This window comes from Anoxybacillus sp. FSL W8-0104, from assembly GCF_038004465.1.
Taxonomy (GTDB): Bacteria; Bacillota; Bacilli; order Bacillales; family Anoxybacillaceae; genus Anoxybacillus; species Anoxybacillus flavithermus_G.
This window is the reverse complement of the sequence record NZ_JBBOQU010000001.1, coordinates 798,863-821,923: the sequence shown is the minus strand read 5'-3', so window position 1 is coordinate 821,923 and position 23,061 is coordinate 798,863. Positions and strand designations below refer to the sequence as shown.

Annotated in this window: 19 protein-coding genes and 2 pseudogenes; 3 read left to right on the top strand and 18 right to left on the bottom strand. The window is 43.9% G+C overall.

What is annotated here, in order from left to right; translation table 11 throughout:
- Window positions 1–11 precede the first annotated feature (11 nt).
- The 5 genes from dapD to NST18_RS04455 all read right to left on the bottom strand — a co-directional run bounded on the left by dapD (window position 12) and on the right by NST18_RS04455 (window position 2,848).
- Window positions 12–719 (bottom strand): 2,3,4,5-tetrahydropyridine-2,6-dicarboxylate N-acetyltransferase, encoded by a 708-nt coding sequence (dapD, locus tag NST18_RS04475; RefSeq protein ID WP_004891321.1) that lies wholly within the window; start codon window positions 717–719, stop codon window positions 12–14.
- 61 nt (window positions 720–780) lie between these two features.
- On the bottom strand, window positions 781–1,239 hold the full coding sequence (gene cbpB / locus NST18_RS04470; protein ID WP_004891322.1) for a cyclic-di-AMP-binding protein CbpB: 459 nt from the start codon (window positions 1,237–1,239) through the stop codon (window positions 781–783).
- A gap of 67 nt (window positions 1,240–1,306) precedes the next feature.
- A complete protein-coding gene (locus tag NST18_RS04465) occupies window positions 1,307–1,546 on the bottom strand; it encodes a YkuJ family protein (protein ID WP_003396622.1) in 240 nt (79 codons plus the stop codon).
- Between the two features lie 99 nt (window positions 1,547–1,645).
- Complete coding sequence (locus tag NST18_RS04460; protein WP_004891323.1) at window positions 1,646–1,879, bottom strand: hypothetical protein; 234 nt, start codon at window positions 1,877–1,879, stop codon at window positions 1,646–1,648.
- 42 nt (window positions 1,880–1,921) lie between these two features.
- Complete coding sequence (locus NST18_RS04455) at window positions 1,922–2,848, bottom strand: EAL domain-containing protein (protein WP_445290569.1); 927 nt, start codon at window positions 2,846–2,848, stop codon at window positions 1,922–1,924.
- Between the two features lie 62 nt (window positions 2,849–2,910).
- Between NST18_RS04455 and NST18_RS04450 the strand changes: the two genes are divergently transcribed.
- Complete coding sequence (locus tag NST18_RS04450; RefSeq protein ID WP_340721135.1) at window positions 2,911–4,569, top strand: IS1634 family transposase; 1,659 nt, start codon at window positions 2,911–2,913, stop codon at window positions 4,567–4,569.
- 129 nt (window positions 4,570–4,698) lie between these two features.
- On the opposite strand, the pseudogene NST18_RS04445 reads toward NST18_RS04450, so the two are convergent.
- Window positions 4,699–5,022: pseudogene (locus NST18_RS04445) on the bottom strand (diguanylate phosphodiesterase); the annotation flags it as partial.
- Between the two features lie 99 nt (window positions 5,023–5,121).
- Window positions 5,122–5,877, bottom strand: coding sequence for a 2,4-dienoyl-CoA reductase (gene fadH, locus NST18_RS04440; protein ID WP_004891327.1), 756 nt, complete (start codon window positions 5,875–5,877; stop codon window positions 5,122–5,124).
- A gap of 146 nt (window positions 5,878–6,023) precedes the next feature.
- Here fadH and NST18_RS04435 point away from each other — a divergent pair, with 146 nt between their 5' ends.
- A complete protein-coding gene (locus tag NST18_RS04435) occupies window positions 6,024–6,872 on the top strand; it encodes a metallophosphoesterase (RefSeq protein ID WP_004891329.1) in 849 nt (282 codons plus the stop codon).
- Here the strand turns inward: NST18_RS04435 and crcB are convergent.
- The 4 genes from crcB to NST18_RS04415 are packed head-to-tail and all read right to left on the bottom strand — an operon-like array spanning window position 6,867 to window position 11,183.
- Window positions 6,867–7,199 carry a fluoride efflux transporter CrcB gene (gene crcB / locus NST18_RS04430; RefSeq protein WP_035018761.1) on the bottom strand — a complete coding sequence of 111 codons (333 nt, stop codon included), beginning with the start codon at window positions 7,197–7,199 and terminating at the stop codon, window positions 6,867–6,869. The genes NST18_RS04435 and crcB overlap by 6 nt on opposite strands.
- Window positions 7,196–7,582 carry a fluoride efflux transporter FluC gene (locus NST18_RS04425; RefSeq protein WP_035019241.1) on the bottom strand — a complete coding sequence of 129 codons (387 nt, stop codon included), beginning with the start codon at window positions 7,580–7,582 and terminating at the stop codon, window positions 7,196–7,198. Before NST18_RS04425 ends, crcB begins: the two co-directional genes overlap by 4 nt.
- Window positions 7,583–7,596: 14 nt before the next feature.
- Complete coding sequence (locus NST18_RS04420) at window positions 7,597–9,669, bottom strand: RNA degradosome polyphosphate kinase (protein ID WP_004891333.1); 2,073 nt, start codon at window positions 9,667–9,669, stop codon at window positions 7,597–7,599.
- A 2-nt stretch (window positions 9,670–9,671) separates the two neighbouring features.
- Window positions 9,672–11,183 carry a Ppx/GppA family phosphatase gene (locus tag NST18_RS04415; RefSeq protein ID WP_004891335.1) on the bottom strand — a complete coding sequence of 504 codons (1,512 nt, stop codon included), beginning with the start codon at window positions 11,181–11,183 and terminating at the stop codon, window positions 9,672–9,674.
- A 116-nt stretch (window positions 11,184–11,299) separates the two neighbouring features.
- Between NST18_RS04415 and NST18_RS04410 the strand changes: the two genes are divergently transcribed.
- A complete protein-coding gene (locus tag NST18_RS04410) occupies window positions 11,300–11,740 on the top strand; it encodes a YkyB family protein (protein ID WP_004891336.1) in 441 nt (146 codons plus the stop codon).
- A gap of 272 nt (window positions 11,741–12,012) precedes the next feature.
- On the opposite strand, the gene NST18_RS04405 is transcribed toward NST18_RS04410, so the two are convergent.
- The 7 genes and pseudogenes from NST18_RS04405 to NST18_RS04375 all read right to left on the bottom strand — a co-directional run bounded on the left by NST18_RS04405 (window position 12,013) and on the right by NST18_RS04375 (window position 23,047).
- On the bottom strand, window positions 12,013–13,125 hold the full coding sequence (locus NST18_RS04405) for a Ger(x)C family spore germination protein (RefSeq protein ID WP_064214027.1): 1,113 nt from the start codon (window positions 13,123–13,125) through the stop codon (window positions 12,013–12,015).
- On the bottom strand, window positions 13,122–14,222 hold the full coding sequence (locus tag NST18_RS04400; RefSeq protein ID WP_081254026.1) for a GerAB/ArcD/ProY family transporter: 1,101 nt from the start codon (window positions 14,220–14,222) through the stop codon (window positions 13,122–13,124). The genes NST18_RS04405 and NST18_RS04400 overlap by 4 nt, the downstream gene beginning before the upstream one ends.
- On the bottom strand, window positions 14,219–15,682 hold the full coding sequence (locus tag NST18_RS04395; protein ID WP_064214028.1) for a spore germination protein: 1,464 nt from the start codon (window positions 15,680–15,682) through the stop codon (window positions 14,219–14,221). Before NST18_RS04395 ends, NST18_RS04400 begins: the two co-directional genes overlap by 4 nt.
- A gap of 153 nt (window positions 15,683–15,835) precedes the next feature.
- Window positions 15,836–19,019: pseudogene (locus NST18_RS04390) on the bottom strand (hypothetical protein).
- Window positions 19,016–20,401: a glycosyltransferase family 2 protein gene (locus NST18_RS04385; protein ID WP_004891347.1), complete on the bottom strand. Its 1,386-nt coding sequence runs from the start codon at window positions 20,399–20,401 to the stop codon at window positions 19,016–19,018. Before NST18_RS04385 ends, NST18_RS04390 begins: the two are co-directional and overlap by 4 nt.
- Window positions 20,394–21,434, bottom strand: coding sequence for a HEAT repeat domain-containing protein (locus NST18_RS04380; RefSeq protein WP_340721256.1), 1,041 nt, complete (start codon window positions 21,432–21,434; stop codon window positions 20,394–20,396). Before NST18_RS04380 ends, NST18_RS04385 begins: the two co-directional genes overlap by 8 nt.
- 2 nt (window positions 21,435–21,436) lie before the next feature.
- The gene (locus tag NST18_RS04375) at window positions 21,437–23,047 is read right to left on the bottom strand and encodes a diguanylate cyclase (protein WP_088223388.1); all 1,611 of its coding nucleotides are present in this window, start codon (window positions 23,045–23,047) and stop codon (window positions 21,437–21,439) included.
- Window positions 23,048–23,061: the final 14 nt, after the last annotated feature.

Here is a 23,061-nt window from a genome sequence, read left to right as displayed (position 1 = left end):
CGATCCACGCTTTATAGTTGACGAAGTTCTTGTTTAATTTCTACTTTCGCTTTCGTTTTTTCATCGATTTGTTTAATGACACGCGCAGGTACACCTGCAACGACCGTATATGGCGGCACATCTTCTGTCACAATCGCCCCAGCCGCAACGACCGCACCTTTTCCGACCGTTACACCTTCTAAAATAACCGCATTTGCTCCGATCAAGACATCGTCTTCTACGATAACCGGTTTTGCGGATGGTGGTTCGATGACGCCGGCAAGCACAGCGCCTGCCCCAACGTGACAGTTTTTCCCTACTGTCGCCCGTCCGCCGAGCACCGCATTCATATCAATCATCGTACCTTCACCGACAACGGCACCGATGTTAATGACCGCCCCCATCATAATAACCGCATTGTCGCCAATTTGCACTTGATCGCGAATGATTGCTCCCGGCTCGATGCGCGCTTTAATATGTTTTAAATCAAGAAGCGGAATGGCTGAATTGCGGCGGTCGTTTTCAACGACGTAGTCTTCAATCTTATGTTTGTTTGCTTCAAGTGCCGCTTCAATGTCTGCCCATTCTCCAAATACGACGCCTGTCTGACCTGTAATAAATGTTTTCGCGCTCGGACCGAAATCGATGTCGGCAATGTCTCCTTTTATGTATACTTTCACAGGTGTTTTCTTTTTGCTGTTTTGAATAAACGAAATAATTTCATTCGCATCCATCATCATGGTCAGCTCCTCCTTGTCGTTTTATTTTTTACTTTAACAAATGAAACAAACGGTGACAAGCTTATTGTCGCTTTTCGTACATCGAGCGATTGAACCGCTTTAATATTTCTCGGCGCGTCACGATCCCTACAAAGTAGCCGTCATCGTTTTCGACGCAAACGAACGGATGGTCAATAAGCAGCTTCAACGCTTTTAAAAATGAATCGTTCACATGTAAACGCGGCATATTTTTTTGCATCACTTGTTCGACTTTCATCGTCTCTAACCGCTCAAATTCAATGCGTTCAATGCCTAAAATCGCATCCATAATCATCGTCATACTAATGAGCCCTTGTAGTTTGTACGTCATATCTAACACAGGAATGGCTGAATATCCTGTGCGCGTCAATACTAATAATGCGTGTTCTAAATGGTTCCCTACTTGCACGTGCGCCACTTTATCGGACGGAATCATCAGTTCAATAAGCGGTGGTCGTTGCATCGTCATTCCGCCTTTCACAATATAATCCCCATTTGTCATTGTACCATGTTCGTTTCGATATGGAAAAGCGAGAAGTGTAAAAAAAAGCCTTCACCGATGTGAAGACTTAATTCAACAAATCAAAAATTTCGATGGCGATCATATCAATGTTGTCAAACTGATACGATTTCGGCTTCTCGCCTTTTTCGTACACTTCTAATACGAACGTGTTCGTTTTTTCGTAATATGTGACGCTACATTTTTTTTCACCGTTCACTTCGAAGTTACGTTGTGGCGCTTCATTCGTTCCTGTTTTTTGTTCTTGCAAGCTAATTAAACGTTGGATAATGCCTAATAATTGCGACATGACGTTCATTCCTTTCCGATACGTATTTCAACGACTATTCACTACTGTACCAAGATTCGCATAAAAAGTAAACAAAAACGAAAGCCCACCATAGCGGGCTTACGTTTGAAGCGCGACGTATGCAATATAACCGAGCAAAAGAGCGACAAACACGATGTAAGCAATAAATACCGGATTGCGTACATACGGATGAGCTGCCACTTTCTCGCCAACGCTCGTATCGTATTCGCCTTGCGTTTTTTGGCGCTTGCCAACTTGATACGTATACACAAATCCCCCGACTAATACCCCGCTTGCGATCAGTAAAAGCATCCAAGACAACATATCCATCATCACTCACCTCACGTTTACTTTTCCACCGCAAGCGACGTTTTATTACAAATGGGCGTTATGTTCAAATAAATACTCGTACGTTAAGTCGATAAATAAATAATGGTGTTCATCAATCGGATACGAATATGTGCGAATCATTTCACCTGTTTCAATATCGCTGTACAAATCTGATAAAATGCCGCGCTTGCGTGAGCGCATGCGAATAATGTTTTCTAAAAAGTACGGACGCCAGCTCCAGTTTTTCATTTCGTATTGGGGCTGTAACTCCCACGTTTCGCCTTGCTTAAATATGTTTGCGGACTGTTGAAATCCGTCTTCATCGCATATGTAAATGCGAAAACTGCAATCGCTTAACTGTTTGGCTAAGGCAGAAATGAGTTCGTTAAACGATGACGCTTTTTTATATTTAGAAACGAGCTCGGAAATGCGCGCTTGAAACTGTTCGGAAATGTCATACAACGTTTGCAGTTTCTTTTTTTCGTGCTGAATGAACGTATGAAACTGATTGCGCAACGTTTCTTTTAATAAGTCTTTCGGAAGAAATGATGGCGAAGGTTCGTGCAAATAATAGCCTTGATAATATCTTCCCCCATTTCGCCACGCGTATTGCAGTTGAAAGGCGTTTTCAATGTCTTCATACAAAAGCGTTGCGCCAATTTTGCGCGCTAAAAGCGAGATCGAATACAGCACATCATCGTACGATACGGTTGACGTGCGCAACGAATGTAAATCAATTTTTAATAAATCGGGTGCCAACAGACGAATGCGATCTAAATTGCTGCTTTCTTTTCCGATGTTATCAACCGCAATTTGAATGCCGTATGTACGCAAATACGTCAATACGTGCCCGAGCTGTTGAATGTCGCCTTTGAAATGATGTTCGGTTATTTCAAGGACGACTTGGTTTAATCGCAATCCTTTTTCTTTATATCTCACATTTCGCACCCTCTCGACAAAAATCGGGAGGATTTTTTTATCTTCCTGTCGAATAAAACCTTGGAATACAAGGAAAGCAAAGGAGTTTGCTCATCATGGACGTTCAAATTCGGGCCATTTATGAAAGTTCTTATTTGAATATAATAAGCGCCCTGTTCAAAGATCTTGACCTTCCTCAGTTGATTGATCGTCTCGTTCCCGTGGATCCGCAATGCCAAACTCGAGCCAGCGATATCGTCAAACTAATCGTTCTGGATATCTTGAGCGGCCGGCAAGCGCTCGTTCATTTGGAACAATGGGCGCATGACATCGATTTGCCGAAGCTGATTCGGCCAGGGCTGGAGCCGTCTTGGTTCAACGACGATGCCATCGCGCGTCATTTGGATCGCCTGTATGAGGCGAATATCCATCAAGTCCTTTCGTCTTGCCTCGTGCAGATCTACAAGAAAGAAGGCCTCTCTCTTCGCGTCTTCCACGCCGATACGACGGACAAGACCGTTTATGGCGCGTATGAATCGGCCTCGCCGGATGCCTTGCAGATTACGCATGGCTACAACCGGCATCATCGTTGGCAAAAGCAGATCGGATTTGGGCTGATTGGCAACGAGGATGGCATCCCGTTTTATGGCGATGTACACGACGGCAACCTGCCGGATAAGACGTGGAATCCCGAGGTGTTGTCCCGTGTGCAGAAACAGCTGAAGCAGGCGAAGATCGAAGATGAATGGATTTATGTTGCCGATTCTGCCGCCATGACGAAAGACACACTGGCGCAAACGAAGGCCGCCAACGCCTTTTTGATCACAAGAGGCCCTTCTTCGCTCCGGATCGTCAAAACCGCGCTGGCTAAAGCTGATGCCCAAGACACGCCGTGGAGCGATCCGTTCTCCTTAGCGGAGAAAAACGGAGCCACCTACCGGGTGTGGGAAACGACATCGACGTACGAAGGTCATTCGGTCCGGTTGATCGTCGTTGAATCCAGCGCGCTCGACCAACGAAAAGGAAAGACGCTCGAAAAAGAGCGAAACCAAGAAGCAGAGCTTCTTCGGCAGAAACAAACCCAGTGGGAAAGCCGTCTGTTTTCGTGCCGGGAAGACGCCGAACAAGCCCTAGCGTCTCTAAAGACGTCCCTTCGTCTCCGGTTCCATCGCGTCGAGGCGTCGGTCGAAGCGATCGTGCGTCCGAAAAAACGGCGCGGACGTCCGAAAAAAGGGGCGGAACCGGACATGGAAACGCTGTACGCCCTTCGCTTGAACGTGGAATTCGACCAAGATGCGTGGGAACAGGCGAGACGGAAAGCGTCCCGGTTTGTCCTTGTCACGACAGTTCCGGAGGAATGGAAAGGTCAACCGATGGATGCGAAAGAGATCTTGAAGTTGTATAAAGGCCAAATCTCGGTGGAAATGAACTTCTCTTTCTTGAAAGACCCGTTCTTTACGGATGAGATTTACGTAAAAAAACCGGAACGGGTCGCGGTATTGGGCTATTTGTTTCTGTTGGCCTTGGCGATTTACCGCGTCTTCCAGCGCCGGGTGCGTCAGTTCATCACCCCGGAACACCCATTAAAGGGCGCGGGAGGCCGGAAACTGACCCGACCGACCGGACAAGCGATTTTTCAATTGTTTTGGTATGTCAGAGTCGTCCTGTTGGAACTGCCGGATGGACGAATTCAACGCGCGTTAGGTCAACCGCTCACGTACGAGCAGCGAAGGATTCTGCAAGGATTAGGGATGGACGAGAGCATTTACGTCTAATGGGATAAAGAACGACCAACGATGGTAAAAAAAGGATACCATCGCTTTTGGTGTTGGTTTAAAAGTTATTCTAAAAAACTGAATAAAAAATCCTTTTGTTCCGCCCTACCAAGGTGCGAAATATGAGTTATATGGAAGAAGTAATTGTAAAAATGATTCGCCTCGATCAAGCATTAACACGTTTGCGTCACGATTGATAAAAATAAGCGATGCTGGCTGTTCGTTGACAAACTGTTCGAGCGCCTTCGTCGTTATGGCAACATCGACTTCCATACGAAACTCTTCTGGAATTGTTTCGTCGTGAAAAAATGGACCGAGGCTGATGACTTCACCATCTTGTTGAAAGCGACCGAGCACTTCATATCCAACGATGCACTGCTCATCAGCACTAAAAATCGGCTGATAATGCGGGACGACTTGATCGATATGTGTTAAAATGTCTAGCGCATCCAAAACGACGCCTCCTCCCCCGTTTTTTCAACCATTATATCATAAGAAAAATAAAAGTGTTTGTTAGGAAACAAAAGAAAAGCGACGCCAATAAACGTCGCTTTAAAACGGATGTTGATTGAGCCATTGCCCGCCATCAACGGTAATGCATTCCCCATTAATGTAGGCAGCCGCATCAGAAAGTAAAAACGAGGCGACACCTGCAATTTCTTCTGGCGTTCCGAAGCGTCCGAGCGGCACGCTATCTTTCACACGTTTTTCCATCTCCTCTGATAAAATAAGCTTTTCTGCCCCGCCTGTTCGCTCAATTGGACCTGGCGCGATGGCATTCACGCGAAAACCGTATTTTTTCCCCCATTCGACTGCTAATGTGCGCGTCATCGTCAACACGCCTGCTTTCGCACATGCGGAATGAATGACGCCCGCTCCTGCTCCCCAAGCATATGTAGCGACAATGTTAATGATCGACCCTTTTTTCCCTTTTTCAATCCAATAGTTTCCCACTTCTCGGCTACAATAAAACGTCCCGTTTAGGACGATATCAATGACGCTATTCCAGCCGTTAATCGATAGCTTTTCCGCCGGGCAAATAAAATTGCCTGCTGCGTTATTAATGAGCGCATCAATTTTTCCGAAGCGCTCATCTGTTTCTTTCACCATCGCCGCAACTAATTCTGGTTTGCGTACGTCCATCACGATCGGCAATACGCTTCCGCCTATTTCATTTGCTGCTTCGTCAAGCGCTTCTTTTCGTCTTCCTGTAATGACGACATGCGCCCCTTCATCCGCAAAACGCTTCGCCATATATTTCCCCATGCCACTTGAACCGCCTGTCACAATAATGACTTTCCCGTTCATTCTCCTCATCCCCTTTTATGAATGGTTATTCATTCATTTTTATTGTACTATATATTCCGAAAATTTTTAACATTGTTTTTGCTGTTTTTATCGACTTTTTTCTTTTATAATGGGTGAAGAACATTTCATATGTAAGGTTGAAGCGAATGAAACGACGAGATTTTTTTAAAACGATTTTTTCTTTATTCGTCAAAGGAGCTTTGCTTTCCACTGCCGGATACATGTACGCAAAGTATGTAGAACCGCAACAGTTGACGGTACGGCGATATGATGTCGTCCATCCGCTCATCCCGAAAAGCTTTGACGGATGCCGACTGCTTCAGTTTAGCGATGTACATTTAGGGTATCATTATTCTGTTGACCATTTTCAACGGGTCGTGAAACGAATGAATGACCTCGATCCGCATGTCATTTGTTTTACAGGAGATTTACTAGATGAACCGAATCAATATGAACATGTCGATGCGATTACATCGCTGCTCACCCAACTTCACGCTCCGCTAGGGAAATTTTGCATTTACGGAAACCACGATCATGGCGGATACGGAACAGACATATATAAACGAATGATGACAGCAAGCGGATTTCGACTACTTGTCAATGAATGGGTAACGATTGAACGAGGACATGAACGAATTGCGATCGCGGGGTTAGATGATTTTATGCTCGGTAAGCCTAATTTCGCCAAAACGGTGCAACAGTTGCCGAAAGAAACGTACACGATCGCTTTAATTCATGAACCTGACCTTGTGACGCAAGCGAGCGTCTATCCGTTTCATCTTCAATTGTCAGGTCATAGCCATGGGGGACAAATTCAACTGCCTTGGATCGGCCCGCTCGTAACCCCTCCGCTTGCGAAACAGTATGTTGAAGGATTTTATGACATCGGGCAGCTCACCTTGTACGTCAATCGCGGACTTGGTACGACGCGCATGCCGTTTCGCTTTTTAACGCCGCCAGAACTTACGTTGTTTACGTTAAAAGCCGGGTCATAACATGAACCCGGCTTGAAACAAGCATATGCTCCCAATGATTGAAGCGCTTATGTACAAAAACGCTTCTTTATATTGTTTGCCCAATAACAGCTGTAAAGCTTCGACGCTAAATGTTGAAAACGTCGTAAACGCGCCGAAAAATCCGACCGTCACTCCAACCGACTGGACGTCGTAGGCAAGCGCGATACCGAGCCCAAACGAACCGATCCAGTTAATAAATAAAATGGAAAGAGGCACAGGTGACTGTTTCGTCCAACGCATCAGCCATATGCCAAGCTTGTACCGACACCACGCCCCTAACGCGCCACCAAGTGCGACATACATCATGACGCCTCACCTACGCTTCTTGCACCAACTCGTTCACCGACATATATTCCTGCATAACAAAGAAGCAAGCCACCAACAAGTGAAGCGACAACATACAAACTTGCGCTAGCGATCTGTACGTGCCATAACACGACCGTTTCCTTACTAAACGTCGACATCGTCGTCAATCCGCCGCAAAATCCTGTACCAATCGCAAGCCGCAACCATTCAGCCATTTTTCCTTTTCCGACGTAAGAAGTCAATGCGCCAAGCAAAAACGAACCGATGTAATTGACAAACAACGTTCCCCACGGAAATGTAAGAAACGGGAAAAGAAGCGCAACGCCGTATCGGCATAACGCTCCGAATGCTCCCCCAATGGCGACCGCTCCGCTTTCTTTCATCATATCACATCACCTCATTCTTCATCGTCTGCCACATCATACGCCATTTGAAACAACATCATTTGGCTATCGACTTCTTCTTCGTCTTCTTTTCGTTTCACATATTCGTACTCGCCATCTTCATTTTGTTCGCGCGCTTTGACGTTATCAGAAAGCAAAATGTGTAACACCTCAATAAGCCGCTCTTTTAATTGTTGACGGAAAATCGGGAATAAAATTTCGATGCGGCGATCCATATTGCGCGTCATCCAATCGGCAGACGATAAAAAGACGCGTTCTTTTCCATGATGATGAAAATAATAAACGCGGCTATGTTCTAAAAAGCGGCCGACGATGCTGCGAACGCGAATATTTTCACTTACTCCTTTCATTTGTGGACGCAAACAACAAATCCCCCGCACAATTAAATCGATTTGTACCCCTGCTTGTGACGCTTCATATAACTTCATGATGAGCTGTTTATCCGTCAGCGAATTCATTTTCGCGATGATGCGTCCGTCGCCGTATTGTTTATGGTAACGAATTTCTTCATCGATCAGTTGTAAAAATTGTTGTCGTAAATCAAACGGAGCGACGACTAAATGATGAAACTCAGGCTTTTCCATATAGCCGCTTAAATAATTAAAAAAGTTTGTCGCATCTTCGCCAAATTGTTCGTTTGCAGTAATGAAACCGAAATCGGTGTACACTTTGGCAGTCGCATCGTTATAATTGCCTGTTCCTAAATGAACGAACCGCTCAATTTTTCCATGTTTTTGCCGAACGATTAACGTAATTTTACTATGCGTTTTTAAATGCGTCATGCCATAAATGACATGGCAGCCTGCTCTCTCAAGCTCTTTCGCCCATTGCACGTTATTTTCTTCATCAAACCGCGCTCTTAATTCGACGAGAACGGTCACTTGTTTGCCGTTTTCTGCTGCACGCTTTAACGCTTCAATAATTGGCGAATCGCCACTGACGCGATACAGCGTCTGTTTAATTGCCAACACATCTGGGTCATCTGCCGCATCGGAAATAAAATCAATTACTGGCTCAAACGACTCATACGGATGATGAAACAATAAATCGCGCTCTTTCGCTTTTTCAAATACGTCTTCTTCATCATCTAAGTCTTTTGGCGGCTGCGGAATGAGCGTTTCAAAAATCAAATGTTCTTTGTAGCGCGCCACTTCATGATAAAACGAAAATAAAAACGTCAAATCAATCGGCCCATCTATTTTGTACACATCTTTTTCGTGAATTTCTAGCTCATCTAATAAATAATCGAGCACCCATTCGTCAAATCCTTTTTTGCTCATTTCAAGCCGCACCGCTGCGCCCCATTTCCGCTTTTTTAACTCTTTTTCAATTTCTTTTAATAAATCGCGCGCCCCTTCTTCATGAATCGTTAAATCCGCATTGCGCGTAATGCGAAATTGCGTGACAGACAGCACCGTATACCCTTTAAATAGCGTATGAATAAACGTCGTAATGACATCCTCTAACAGCGCATAAGCGCGAATATCGTTGTTCGTCGGGAGAGGGATAAAACGATTTAACACAGCCGGCACTTGTACAATCGCTAATTTTTTTCGCTCATCGTCATCAAGAACGATCGCCAAGTTTAAACTTTTATCTAGCAACATCGGAAACGGACGATACGCATCGACAGCCATCGGCGTTAAAACAGGAAAGATGTTTTTCATAAAATACGACTGCAAATACGTTGTTTGTTCGTCGTTCCATTCATTTGGGGCAAGCAAATGTACCCCTTCAGCACGTAGCATCGGCAACAACGTCCGATTGTACATGTCATACTGCAACTTGACAAGCTCGTGCGTTTTTTTCGCAATTTTTTTCAACTGTTCTTTCGGCGTTAACCCGGCTTTATTTTCTGGCTTATTAAAACCAGCCTTCACTTGGTCTTTTAAACCGGCCACGCGCACCATAAAAAATTCATCTAAATTCGAACTAAAAATCGCTAAAAATTTCAATCGTTCTAATAGCGGATTGCGCTCGTCAATCGCTTCTTGCAAAACGCGCTCGTTAAATGCGAGCCAACTTAATTCGCGGTTATTGTAATACATCGGATGACTAAAATCCATCCTCATCCCCCCATATGAAACTGTAATAAAATCGGTCGTTTTAACATTTTTTCGATATGCTTTTTATGTTTTTCGGCTTGATATTCTTCCGCCTTAAACGATTCGTTGCAAAAGATGTGTATCACGATCGTTTCCTCGTGACGTTCAAGCTGCAAACGGTTGACGATGTTTCGTTTCGTATTGTTTAAACTATAAGCAAATTTCAATAATGCACCAAGAAAACGAAGCTTTTTTTGTTCTGCACGAGTAAACCACGAATGAAACGGCTGAATATATTGTTTAAACAATGTTTTATTTTTAAATGAAGCGACAAGCGCAAGCTGCACGCGATCGCGATGGTTTAATCCGTCAATCGTTCGATTCGCCAAAATGTAAAACGTATGTTGGCTGCTCGCTTCTTCATCGACATATTGCCCTAAATAAAACACATGAGCAGCGCGTTTTAATAAGACGAGGTCTTCCCCGGTAAGCGGAAAAAGGGCGAGCGCGCGCACTTGTTCAAACAATGGAATGACAAGTTTTAATACGTGTTGGACATGATTTGTATTCACTTCGTAGTCTTGGGCTAATTCAAAAAAACTTTCTTCTAATACGCTGGGAAAAGCACTCGGTCCGAACTGTTCATAAAAAATGCCGTCGCGCAAGCCTTTTCGGCTTAAAATAAACATCGTGGCATCTACCGTTTCATATAACGTTTGAAATACTTCAACCGCAGGAATAATTAAATCGGCTCGATCTTTCGATAATGCTTCCACTTTTTGTAGCTGTTCAAATGTCAACGAACGTAAATATTTTTTTACTTCAACGATATGGTCGCGCTTCATTTCATATTGATGAATGCCAGCAATCGGGTAGTTTTGCAGCATTTGATGCACTTGCACGACGTTGCGGGCGCTTCCGCCAATCGCGATAATTGGCAGACGGCGTTGTTTTAGCCACGGAAGCGACTGAAATTGTTTTTCGACGTACGCACGCAACTTCTGCAACTCTTCATCGGTCGGAACGTTCCCCGCAACAAAATCGCGCTTTAACGATAGCGCCCCAAATGGAAAGCTATGATAATCGACAAGTTCGCGATTGTGAAAATACGTCACTTCCGTACTTCCTCCGCCAATATCAACCGTAATGCCTTCGTGAAACGATGTCGATTGGACAACCGCTAAAAAACCGTAGTATGCTTCTTCATATTCGGATAAAATACGAATATGAAAATCAGTGCGCTCCGCGACGATGCGAACGATGTCATCGCGATTGCGCGCTTGGCGAATTGTTGCCGTCGCTACACATTTCACATCGTGCAAGCGATGAAAACGCGTAACATCTTGAAAGGTAAGCAACCCTTCTAAAAGCACATGTAATCCTTCGTCTGTCAACCATCCGTCTTCCGTTAAATAGTTGCGCAAGCGGGCTGCGATTTTTACATTTTCTCGCTCTCTCAAGCGACCGCTTTTGCTTCGTTCGTAAATGACAAGGCGCATCGTATTTGAGCCGATATCAATAATGCCGTATTTCAACGTTCGTCCTCCCTTATGAATAAAATGTAAAAAAAAAAATAAATTGAAAATTTTCCAAAAACATAGGTTATCGTGTATAATAAAAGTGTAACCAAATGAAAAGGGGTTGAATGCCAATGGAAACAGTCGAATGCACCGTTGAAAATTTGTCGGTTGCGCTGTTTACTGTCAATCGTCATGCGAAAACCGCTTTAAATCCTTCGTACTTGTATTTGTTGAAGAAAAAAACGATTGAAAAAATGCTCGAAGAAGGAAAAGCGAAAAAAGTTGGGCTTCATTTTTCCCGAAATCCGAAGTACAGCCAGCAAAAATCGGATGTGCTTGTGGCGATCGGTGCGTACTACTTCCACATACCTCCAACAAAAGAAGACTTCAAGCATTTGCCTCATCTCGGTACGTTGGACGATTCTTATCGCAACCCTGTTGTTAAAATGCCTTTGTCTCAAGCGAAGCGATTACTACAAGCGTATACAGGCATTTCGCCAGAAGATGTACAGCCGAAGCCGAAACGCTACGAGTGGCCACGCACGAATCGGTTAGGGAAAACATTTCGCTAAGGACAAACCTTCCTCGAAAAACGGCAAACATACTTTATCATATTACACAAAAGGGCAACCTCTTAATGAGATCGCCCTTTTTCATTCGTAATAAAAAAATGGCATATTGATCAAACTGTTGCCCAACGACCTCCCATTTCATGAATGGGGGTGTTGGTACAGAAACTGTTGTTCATTCATGCTGTAATCCTCGCTTTTTGTATTGTCCCTCCTTTTCTTATTAAACCATACGTGATAAAGATTGAAAATAGCTTTTCACGAAGAAATACAGATTAGTCAATTTTTCCTGTGCGTAAAATCGATACGTTGACATCCACATCCATTTGAGCTTCTCGATACAATTCGTACCATTGTTTATCCGTCAACTGCAATGCGCGCACCGAGTGGTCGTATATTTGCCCGAAGCCGATCGGATCGGTTTTGTATGCTTTTAGTTTATTTAATAGTTTCTCTATTTCTTTTTTCATTTGTTTTTCAATCGCTCGTTCAAGTGTGCGTATATTCGCTTGCGTAATCGGCTTCATTTTCTCCGACATCTCTAAAATTTCTGCTTGCATTTTTACTGTGACACGAAAATGCGGCGCTGGCTTTTGGCTGATGAGTTTAATTTTCCGTTTTGTGTGAATTTCGTTCATGACGATATTCACCTTCTTCCCTTTTTTCTTGGGCAGCAACGGAGCTACTTCGTCGCGAGACACCGATATTCTTTTCAACCCGGCGTTATATTCGGAAGCTAATATTTTAATATAAAAACTTTCATCGAGCGGCACGCTTCCGACTAGTTTGTCTCCGCGAAATAACGCCACTTTTTCAATAATCGGTTTATCATCCCGCATCGATAAATAAGGCAATACCGGATCTTTGCCGACATCGTAATAACTACTAACAAACTCATGCAACGTTGCCGCAAGCAATGATTCGCTGCGCAAGTTTTTTTCAATTAATCGATATAAGTACGTGCCAATGTCGGTCATATCTTCATACTTTTTACTTTTTATCACTTGCTTCGCGCTCGGTTCGGAAACGGTTAAATAAACGAGCGATCCGATACTGGCATCGCGCCGCAACGAATCGGTCATCGTAAAAATGCCTTCTTCCTCCGCTAGTTCCTTTCCGTACACAACAACGCGTAATTGCCCTGAGTCTAAATCGTGGCTCGTTCGCGCTTCTAAAATTTGACGAAATCCTTTGCCCGTTTTGTCCGTCGCTTCAATCACTTCGGACATCGAAGATTTGTTCGTTTGAAACGAAAGTATCACTGCACCACCTTCATACGACTTTCCTTTTTTATCGAAGGCAGTAGCGGTAATAATGCCTCTTTCTTCTAAGATGCGCGGCGATACACATCCGCTTAACAATAACATACAAACGATAAGCCGTTTCATTTAGCGCTCCCCTTTGCCCATTTTTTTATGCGCACAAGCACGTACAATATAAACGGATATACAAAGCTAAGCCCAAATCCGTAATAACCGACTTGGTCAATAAATTCGTTAATCGTTGCCCGCTTTTCAAAAATAATCGCAACAACGTACGATAAAAACGCAAAAACGAAAAGTAAATATTTTTGTTTCACACGAAAAAGCTCTTTTCCGCCGCGCGTCATCGCCCACATAGACATAAGTAAATTCGGTAAAATGACAAGAATCAAAAGCGGAATGAGGAGATATTCACATCGCTCAAAAAATGGGAGCTTGGCGATTTTAACCATCGATAACGATGCCCAAATGGTGCCATCGAGTTGCTTCGGGCTAAAAAAGACGATGGCGATGACAGTCACTACAGCTACAAGAAACGTCGTTAATAAAACACCAAATTGGGCATAACGATGCACGCGTTCTTTTTCTTTTACAAACGGATAAATGATGTACAATACTTCAAATCCGAGCATTGTGTATGCTGTTTTTAATACGCCGTTTGCCATTTGTTTTGGCGTCGCTTCCCAAATAGGAAGTAAATGAATCCATTCCGCGTATTTGAGCGGTTGAAAGAAGACAAACACAATCCAAATCGTCATAAAAAACGTTAAAAAACTTGCACCTGCTACAAAGCGAAGTCCTCCCCCGTACAACGCATATACGGTTAACAGTAATAAAACTAATGCCCCACTCCAAAGCGGAAAATCAGGGTACATCCACGTTGACATTATTTCAGCATAACCGAGCAAAAGGGACGTATACACCATTAAAAAATAAACAACAACTGCGCCATTGGCGATCCAGCCGAGCACGCGCCCGTAGACGAACGTATGAAGCGAAAAAATGTTGTCATGTTCTGTTTGTTTTAACGTTTGACAAATGATGAAAACGACAAGATGAATCCATAAGCCGCTCAGTAACACAGCAATCCACGCATCTTGGCGCGCTTCGACAAAAATGACGCGCTGCACACCGACGATGCCAAGCCCGATTTGCATGTCGTGAACGAGAAAAAAAACGAGATAAGCGTTAATCAATATCCGTTCGCGTGGCGTTTTCATCATTCATCCAAATCCTTTCGTTTCGCCGCTTCCCGCCATGAAAAACGGCGGGAGTTTTGCGGACGGTTCGTTTTCGGACGTTGGCTATAAAATTTAATTGGAAGGCGAACGAGCGCATATTTTATATCCGCCAAACGAAACGGATAAACAGGCGATAAATATGGACGTCCGAGCGATGTAAGTTTTAATAAATGAGTGAGCAAAAAGCCAAAGCCAACAAAAATGCCAACGAGCCCCAAAAACGCCGCTAAAACAATAATCGGAAAGCGTAAAATGCGAATCGTCGCCCCCATTTCATAACTCGGCGATGTAAATGAACCGAGCGCACTTAATGCGACGATAATAATGAGCACGTTGCTCGTAAAGCCTGCCGCTACCGCTGCTTGTCCGAGGACGATACCACCAACAATACCCATAGTTTGACCGACTTTTGTCGGCAAGCGCGCCCCCGCTTCGCGCAACAGTTCAATCATAAATTCAAGCAATAGCGCTTCGATGACCGGAGGAAACGGGACGCGCGAACGCGATTGACCAATCGTCAAAAGCAAAGCGGAAGGAAGGACTTCGGGATGATACGTAATGACAGCAACATAAAGCGGCGATAAAAAGATTGAGAAAAAAATGCCGAGCATGCGAATGGCGCGCAACACCGTGCTCATCGTCCAACGTAAATAAATATCTTCTGTCGTTTCAAAAAAGCTAAAAAACGTCGTCGGACAAATAATAACCGTCGGGCTGCGATCAACGAAAATGCCGATGCGCCCGTTCATTAAATTGTACGCTAGTCGGTCAGGAAGCTCCGTTAATAAATATTGCGGAAAAATCGTATACGTATGATCGTCCAATAGTTGAGCTAATACGGAACTGTCGGTCACTTCGTCAATGTGAAGCTCAGACAGCCGTTGTTTCACCGTTTGAACGTTTTCTTCATCGGCAATATCTTCGATGTACACGACGCGCACTTCAAGCTTGTTGCGCTCACCGATCGTCATTTTTTCAGTTACTAACTTTTGATCGGTAATATTTTGACGTAAAATGCGAATGTTCGTATCAATCGACTCGGTAAATGATATTTTTGGTCCTAAAACGAGCGATTCCGTCTCTGCCTTTTCAAGCGACCGTTCGATATTTTCTGCGATTTTGACGGCAAGCCCGCTCTTTTCTTTTTCAATATAAATGCCTGCCCAGCCATCACGTATATATGTCGCCATATCGTCCGTCGTTTCACAAATGTGCACCGCGCCAATCGGCAAACAGCGCGCCAACTGTTCAATCGATACGTTCTCTTGTTCATGAATAAATGCCAACACGTTTTGTTGCAAATAATTGTGATTAATTAAATTGCTTAAAAATAAGACGTCGACCATTTTTCCTTTGCATTGAATGCGACGGCACTTGAAATCTGGCGAATGGGCGAGCCGTTTCGCGACATCATCGACTCGATTTTTTTCCGTAAACCACATGATGTTGCCCCCTTTTTCTTCCGCTCCGTTTTTTACTAGTTTGCAATGACGGCTCATTTTTATGCAAAAAAAGAGGAAACCTTAATTGGCTTCCTCCTCTGGCAACGGAATAAATTGTCTTGCTAAACTTTTTCGAAAGTAAAATTTTCGCCATTACTTCGTCTCCCCTTTATATGTTTGTTTTACAATGTCATATGAACGTTTCAACCGTTCGTGATATGTCGGTTCTTCCCAACCATCCCATGTATAGAGATAAAAATGGTTTGGATCTAAATGGGCCGGATATGAAAAATTTTTTTCATATACGCCGATGCGAATGCCGTCAATCGTTTTGCTGCTTGTCAGTCCACCTTGCCACATATCTCCCATCACTTCATGCATGCTCGGGTCTTTTACGTTAAGAAGCGCCCAAGGGATGCGAATTTCATATCCGTCTTTTTGTTGGCTGACACTGACGTCCGTCAATGAATTGTATGCTTCGTCATTCGGATTAGCTGTACCGAACGTCATGATACCTGTTTCATAAAAATCGAACGGATACGTTTTTCCCTTAATTGGTAACTTTTTATTGAGCGTAAGGCGAATCGGATGATACATGCCGTTATTTTTTTTGTGCGCATACGGCAGGCGATCAATCATTTGCAACATATGTCCGTAATGATAATAAAACGAATCGTAGTAGCTATCAACCAATAATCGCCCTTCTTTTTCACCGCGTAAATGGAGGACGAAGTCAACGCCTTCCGTTCGTACGTTCGGCACATCGGGAATAGTCGATTGTCCTTGATTGTTGATCGTGTCAAATAATATATATACGTCTTTGTTTTGTTTTACCGTTGTATCGTAACGAATGTATACGTATCGTTCGTCGCTTGTCATATATAGCGCACGACCGTTTTGTTGGAACGCTGGAGCGATTTTTTGCAATGCCCAGTCTTCTTTTCTCCCATCGACTTTCATCATTTTCGTTTCGTCTGGCGCAGGGTCAAAACTTAATAGACCGAATTGCTGTTCGTTCGTTTGCGCGTTTGACCAAAACGGTCGACGATCTGGATTGTCGTAGTCCATCGTGTTCCACGTTCGTTTAAACCATTCATCTTGCCATGTGAAAATAAATCCGCCCGCCATCTTCTCGTGGACGATATCTTCAAATAGTTTTTTGTTGATAACACCTTGCTCTTGCTCGGAATGAAACCCTTGATTCATCCCGTATACGTTACGGTGCGTCATGCCGCGCGATGAAGGGACGCCAAATTCGGCGACGACGATTGGCATACGATGCACTTGCTTCATATCGTGCAAATAACCTGCATAGTTGTTTTTCTCACCGCGATGGTCGATATAATTGACGTATTTCGGCTCATAGTTTAAAAAGTCTGGATAATACGGATAAATGTGATACGAAGCAAACAAGCCGCTATGCATCGCTTTTGTCGCATATATGACGTTCGGATTGACCGATACGAAATCTTCTTTTTCTAACGGTTCGCTCGGATGTGTTAACAAATCGGTCGTCAACCAGTTTGTAAAGCTGACTGGCCGTTGCCAGTTGTACGTTTTCGTTTCATAGGCGATCGCTTCGTCCATCATGCGCGCGAGCCAAATTTCAAATGGGGAAGCACCTTTTGTATACACATACGCCCCTTGATAATCTGACAAGCCCGCATGTTTCGTATTTGTCGCATGGACGACGGTCGGCTCCCACTCGACGCCAAAAATCCAACCGAGTACATATCGTGAAATGTCGTGTTTATACACACCGCTCGCATGACCGGGACGAGGTGAAATCGTTGCCCGTCCATGCACAATGTCAATCGTCCGCTTTATTTCTGCGACAAACTCATCTGTATTTTCTTTTGCAAATGCATCGTTTGTACGTAAAAACGTTTCTTCATTCACCCAAACACCGTGAAATAAATATAAAGGCTGTTTTGCGATTTGATTATACTCGTAAAAAGCCTCATAAAACGCAGGTGGATGAATCGTATACACCCGTAAGGCATTCGCATGCATCGCCCCAATTTGTTTAAACCAGCGAAAATATTGTTCTTTCGTAATCGCTGTTTCTCCCGGGAAATGCCCCGGCTTTGCGATGCCCATGTTGACCCCTTTCAACAACATATTTTCCCATTTGCCATTTTTGTAAATTTGTATATATTGTTCACCAACGCGACCAGCGAGTTGAATGCCGTCGTCTGTTTTGGCGATCGCACGCTCGCTCCATTGCTTGTCATCGTTAGACGCTTGTTTTAAAATCGTTTTCATCATTGGAACGTACGCTTTCCAATAAAACGATGCGGTGCTGTTCGGATCGTGGCGCGTCGTCCATTTCCGCCATATGTCGATACCGGCCGTTCGGTAAATGCTCGGGACATCTCCGTAATCAGCGTAATCGCCGCAAAAATAGTACGCATCGTACCGATTGTTGCGATGATAAACGATCGCTGGAAACGTCGTCGGCAAACCGATCGCTTGCAACTTCTCTTTTCCGCTTTTTGATAATGAGAGCGTATACGTCGCTAACACTTCTTCGTCGTGTAACGGTTTGACAATATCAAACCAATACGAATACGGAATCGAACCGCTCACGCCAAGCTCTTTTTCCCCTTTTTTTGTCGGAGTAAAAAGCACGCCTTGTTTGCCGATTTCTTTTTTATGCAAAATGATAAGCCGGTCATATTCATCGACAAGCACATAGCCCGGTCCGGTGAATGTATATCGTTTGTTATATTGTTTTTCGTAGTTTTCTTTCACCCATACAGGCACTTCGTCATCTTCAAGCTTCGGAAAATAACGGCCAATCCAACCCGTCCATTCAACGTTTAATAACGCATAAAATTTTTCACGAACAGCTCGATCCGTTGAGCTCGCAAACGAGTTAAACTCCGCAATAAGCGTTTTGTTTCCTGCAAACATCGCATCGTGCAAGCGATTCACTTCTTGCTCTGTCAAACCGCCATACACTTTTTTCGAGCGTTTCCCTTTTTTTTTCCGCAGTGAAATCATTTTCATATACACCATACGTATCCGCCACATAAATGACATCGTACGGTTGTAACGATGTCGGCCACGGTCGTTCTTTTTTCCCATTCGGCATAAAACCGACGTAATCTTTCGATAATTTATAGCGCGTTCCGTTTGGTTTTACATATTTTTGTTGATTTAATAGCCAAACGAGCCCTGCATGTTCGCGATACGTCTCATCGGGGACGGTTTTATTAATAATAAGCACGTTTAACGTTGTTTCTGGATTCAGCTTCCATAGCCAATACGGTGAAGAAATAGCGAAAAACATAAACAGTACGTATACAATGAGCCATCGTTGTCGTTTCATCATTTCGACACACCTTTTCTTTTCATTTCTCCCCAACCTTTTCTTTTTAAGAGCGCATCGACAATGCCTTCACAGCGCCATAATACTGTCAACGGATGATACCATAACGTCTCTGTAAAAGAGTAAAAAAAGAGGCGCACGACGTCGGATACGTTTGAAATTTTTCGCATTGTCCATTCTTCTAACAATACAGCAGCCATTGAAAAAATCGAGCCGTACAAAACGAAAACGAGGAATAGTAAAATCGCAAATTCAACATATATGTCTCCTAAGATGAGAGAGAGAAAGATGAGGATATAGACAAACAGTTCGACGACAGGTCCAAAAAATTCAATAAGTAAAAAATATGGCATCGAAATGAGCCCGATCGAACCGTAGCGCGGGTTAAACCATATGCGGCGATGAAGCCAAAGGCTTTCAAGTAGCCCGCGATGCCAGCGGCGGCGCTGTTTGCGTAAATCTGTCATCGACTCTGGCGCTTCCGTCCAACAAACCGAATCAGGAACGTACACAATTTTTTTATTCGCGTTCGTTTCTTTCACTAGTCGATGAAGACGGATGACAAGCTCCATATCTTCCCCGACTGTATGCGCATACCCGCCCGCGCGAATGACCCATTGTTTCGAAAACACGCCAAATGCGCCTGAAACGATAAGCAGTAAATTGTGGCGGCTTAGTCCAATGCGCCCCACTAAAAACGCGCGCAAATATTCAATGACTTGCATGACGACGAGCGGCTGACGGGATAGCCCGATGCGCACGATTTCTCCTTTTTCAATGTCGCAGCCGTTGGCGATACGCACACTTCCGCCTGATGCGATCACTTCTTCATCTGAGTCGATGATCGGCTTCATCACTTTTAAAAAGGCGCGCCGCTCAATGACAGAATCGCCATCAATGGAGCAAACGTATCGATAAGATGAAAAATTAATGCCCGCGTTTAACGCATCCGCCTTCCCACCATTTTCTTTATCGATGACGAATAAATGGGAAAACTTTCGCGAGCGATATACTGCGCGGACACGTGCCGTTGGCAGCTGTTGGCGAATGACGCGCTTCATTTCAACAAGGTCAAAATCTCGCTTCAATCGCTCAAGCGTATCGTCTGTTGATCCGTCGTTAATGACAACAATTTCATACTCCGGATATTCGATGCTTAAAAGGGAGCGCACCGTCGCAAGAATACCAGCTTCCTCGTTGTAAGCAGGCACTAAAATAGAAACCGGTTTCGTATAACTGACATCGAGCATTTCTTCATACGGTTCCCATTCGTCCAATTCGTACATGCGTCGCAATTGAACGAACGAAACAACGAGTAAAAACGTATAAAACAAAATGACCGCCACCATAAAATAAAAGACGAACATCGCTGCCATTTCAATCATGTTCCCGACCCCTTTCTAACCATTCGAGCGCCATATCGCGCGCGTAGCGGTCGTCTGATGTTTGCGCAATGTGTTCGAGTATGTCCAGTCCGTTCGGCATGCGCAACAAAGCTTCCGCTGCTTGCGACCGAACGGAAAATACAGCATCTTTCATTAACAAGACAATATGATCGACCATTTCTTGCCGGCGCGTACGTGAGCACAGTCGTAATGCCATTAAACGCTCTTGCCAAACGGAAGATTGGAAATGAACGTGCAATTGTTCAACGTCGAGTGGATATGCCATTTGTGCTAACGCTTTTAATGCACGAACGCGATATTCACTTTGTTTATGTCGGAGCAATGTAAGTAAAAACGGAATGTGCGCCAATTTTTGCATAATGCCGATCATATCAATGATGGCGTATTGTATTTTTTCGTTCCAATCAAAAAAATGATCGACCATTTTCGCAAACGTCTCGTCATCCATGCGCGATAAAATAAGACGGTAGTCAAACTGTGTAAATGAATCGTCTGTTTGTTTCATATATTCGTATACGTGCGGATGTTGAAAAAGCGCAAACATTTTTAATAGTTGGCGCTTTTCCATCGTCGTCACACGTTTTTGTTCATACATGTTTTCTAATTCGGGCAAAAAGGAGCGAAGCTCAAAATCTTCAATGTAAAAGAGGGCGTTCATTCGTCTGCCGAGTCGGCGATGATACAATTGCTTATGCAAATAGTCAGCAAAATACGTTTCAGCTAACGATGTCACGCGCGCCCTCACATCTCCGTTGGCGAGCACGCGGATAAAATGGTCGAGCAATTCGATCATCGCGACATATTGCGCAGACGAAGATGGAGCGGGCACTTGTTCATCTCCGTACGCTACATAACGAAGTAATATTGGTTCGTACAATCGTTTGTACGTCTCTACTTCTTTTTTCCAACGCAAGTCTTTTCTTTTTTGCACAATTAAATAAAGGAAGATCGCTAGCAAAATGATCCATAATGTCACGACGATCAAACTAAATAACATAAGTGGATTCGACATCGTTAATTCATCCTTTTTAACATATGACGTATTTTTGCTTCAAGCTCAAGCAATTTAAACGGTTTCGTCATATAGTCGTCTGCGCCAAGCTCAAGGGCGCGGGCAATATCGTTTTCGCTTTTTCGCGCGGTTAACATAATAATTTTGTAGCGCGATGCATCTTTTTTGTTGCGCAATTGTTGGAGCACTTCTAGCCCATCCATTTTCGGCATGACGCCATCTAAAATGACGAGACACGGCTCTTTTCCTTCATGCCAATCGGATGATATAAATTCCTCTCCATCTTTAAACGTACGCAACTCGAGCGCCACTCGTTCTTTAGCGAACATTTTTTGTACGACATCTGTTACAATAGCACGCACAATCGCATCATCATCGACAATCGCTACTTTCACCGTCCGACGAAGCGATGTTTCTTGTTGTTTCGCAAGTACGACGCAGTTTCTTCCTGTGTTTTTCGCTTTATATAATGCGGAATCTGCTAATTCAATCCAATATCCAATCGGTTTAGACGGGTCGTTCACTTCAGCAATGCCGGTCGAAAACGTACACGAAAACGTCGTTTCACCGCTTTGAAACGGAATGCGTTCAAACTGTTCGCGCAGTCGTTCAAACACGAGAAACGCTTCGCTTGCTTCGGTCGCCGGCAATAACACGACAAATTCTTCCCCGCCGAAACGAATGACAATGTCACGCGCGCGAACGTTCGTTTTTACAAATTGGGCAAATTGTTTTAAGACAACATCGCCAATTAAATGGCCGTATTGGTCGTTTACTCGTTTAAAATGATCAAGATCGAGTACCGCTAAACAAAACGGTTCATGCGTACGATGCCAGTCGCTTTTTAACTGTTCATACGCTTGTTTTAAATATTTTCGATTATAGACGTGCGTCAATTCATCTAATAAAAGCAGTTCATCAATGAGCTTTTTCCGTTCGAGCTGGCGGCGAATGCGCACGATAAATTCGTCGATCGCAAACGGCTTTGGAATAAAATCGTCCGCGCCCATTTCGTAACTTTTCATGCGCATCTCTTTTCGGTCGTCAATGCTCACCACAATCATCGGCACGAATTGTTGTTTTAGTTTTTCTTTTAAAAACGTTAATACTTCAAAGCCGGTTTTCGTTTGCATATGAATGTCGATGACGACGCAATCCGGGCGGACGTCATAAAAAGAAGCGACCGCTTTGATCGGATCAGCGATGGCGGCGACATACCATCCGATTTGTTCGAGCTGTTCTTTGACGTACATTAAAAACGACGGGTCATCATCAATGAGTAAAACGGTCGGTTCGCCTCCTTCTTTCGCCCCTTGCTCATTTGATGCCACGTCTCCAATTTGATGTTCGTAACAAAGTTGAAAAAGCGGAGCGAGCCGCTCTTTCACTTCTTTTGCCCCCCATTTTTTTTGTTCATCTTCACCCCATTGTTCCATCAGCTTCCGAGCATAGTTGCCGATATCGTCCATGCCGATCATCGCCGCTGTACCGGCAATGGAATGGAGAAGACGATAGACGTCTTGATGGGCGATTTCTTCAACCGTTTCCCATTCTTCTAACCGTTTGCGAATATTTTTCAAAAAATGTTGTCGATATTTGTCGTAACGATCCATAACAATCCCCTACT

Bases quoted from the DNA above. Each gene is read 5' to 3' on its own strand.
- dapD (WP_004891321.1), bottom strand. From the start codon at position 719: ATGATGATGGATGCGAATGAAATTATTTCGTTTATTCAAAACAGCAAA.
- cbpB (WP_004891322.1), bottom strand. From the start codon at position 1,239: ATGACAAATGGGGATTATATTGTGAAAGGCGGAATGACGATGCAACGA.
- NST18_RS04465 (WP_003396622.1), bottom strand. From the start codon at position 1,546: ATGTCGCAATTATTAGGCATTATCCAACGTTTAATTAGCTTGCAAGAA.
- NST18_RS04460 (WP_004891323.1), bottom strand. From the start codon at position 1,879: ATGATGGATATGTTGTCTTGGATGCTTTTACTGATCGCAAGCGGGGTA.
- NST18_RS04450 (WP_340721135.1), top strand. From the start codon at position 2,911: ATGGACGTTCAAATTCGGGCCATTTATGAAAGTTCTTATTTGAATATA.
- fadH (WP_004891327.1), bottom strand. From the start codon at position 5,877: ATGAACGGGAAAGTCATTATTGTGACAGGCGGTTCAAGTGGCATGGGG.
- NST18_RS04435 (WP_004891329.1), top strand. From the start codon at position 6,024: ATGAAACGACGAGATTTTTTTAAAACGATTTTTTCTTTATTCGTCAAA.
- crcB (WP_035018761.1), bottom strand. From the start codon at position 7,199: ATGATGTATGTCGCACTTGGTGGCGCGTTAGGGGCGTGGTGTCGGTAC.
- NST18_RS04425 (WP_035019241.1), bottom strand. From the start codon at position 7,582: ATGAAAGAAAGCGGAGCGGTCGCCATTGGGGGAGCATTCGGAGCGTTA.
- NST18_RS04420 (WP_004891333.1), bottom strand. From the start codon at position 9,669: ATGGATTTTAGTCATCCGATGTATTACAATAACCGCGAATTAAGTTGG.
- NST18_RS04410 (WP_004891336.1), top strand. From the start codon at position 11,300: ATGGAAACAGTCGAATGCACCGTTGAAAATTTGTCGGTTGCGCTGTTT.
- NST18_RS04405 (WP_064214027.1), bottom strand. From the start codon at position 13,125: ATGAAACGGCTTATCGTTTGTATGTTATTGTTAAGCGGATGTGTATCG.
- NST18_RS04400 (WP_081254026.1), bottom strand. From the start codon at position 14,222: ATGATGAAAACGCCACGCGAACGGATATTGATTAACGCTTATCTCGTT.
- NST18_RS04395 (WP_064214028.1), bottom strand. From the start codon at position 15,682: ATGTGGTTTACGGAAAAAAATCGAGTCGATGATGTCGCGAAACGGCTC.
- NST18_RS04385 (WP_004891347.1), bottom strand. From the start codon at position 20,401: ATGATTGAAATGGCAGCGATGTTCGTCTTTTATTTTATGGTGGCGGTC.
- NST18_RS04380 (WP_340721256.1), bottom strand. From the start codon at position 21,434: ATGTCGAATCCACTTATGTTATTTAGTTTGATCGTCGTGACATTATGG.
- NST18_RS04375 (WP_088223388.1), bottom strand. From the start codon at position 23,047: ATGGATCGTTACGACAAATATCGACAACATTTTTTGAAAAATATTCGC.